Origin of the sequence: Nocardia barduliensis, assembly GCF_013315795.1 — a bacterium.
Taxonomy (GTDB): Bacteria; Actinomycetota; Actinomycetes; order Mycobacteriales; family Mycobacteriaceae; genus Nocardia; species Nocardia barduliensis.
Genome location: NZ_JABLTE010000290.1, coordinates 1 through 551, shown reverse-complemented (window position 1 = coordinate 551; position 551 = coordinate 1). Strand labels below are relative to the sequence as shown.

At 66.1% G+C, this 551-nt stretch carries 1 protein-coding gene; it reads left to right on the top strand.

Annotated features, from left to right (window positions below):
- A partial coding sequence (locus HOV91_RS39255; protein WP_217441621.1) for an alpha/beta hydrolase occupies positions 1–551 on the top strand: 551 nt, incomplete at both ends.

The window sequence follows — 551 nt, the reverse complement described above, 5'->3', positions numbered from 1 at the left end:
CCGGACGGATGTGGTGGAGTTCTTTCGGGACAAGCAGGTCAATGTGGTGGTTCCGTTCGGGGGTGCGAGTTCGTATTTCACGGATTGGCGTGCGGATGATCCGGTGTTGGGGCGGCAGCGCTGGGCGACGTTCTTGACGCGGGAGTTGCCGCCGATCGTGGATGCGGCGTTCGGGGGGAACGGGGCGAACGCGATCGCGGGTATCTCGATGGCGGGTACGTCGGTGTTCCAGTTGGCGTTGGCCGCGCCGGGGTTGTATCGGGCGATCGGGTCGTATTCGGGGTGTGTGCGGACCAGTGATCCGCAGGGTCAGGTGATCGTGAGCGCGGTGGTGGGTGGTCGGCGGGGCAATGTCGTGAACATGTGGGGTCCGCCCACGGATCCGGCGTGGGCGGCCAACGACCCGTATCTGCACGCGGACAAGCTGCGGGGTACCGCGATCTACGTCTCGACCGGTACCGGGGCACCGGGACCACACGACACCCTCCACGGCGCCGGTATCGAGCACAGCCCGAACAAACTGCTCGATCAACTCCTCATCGGCGGCGCAC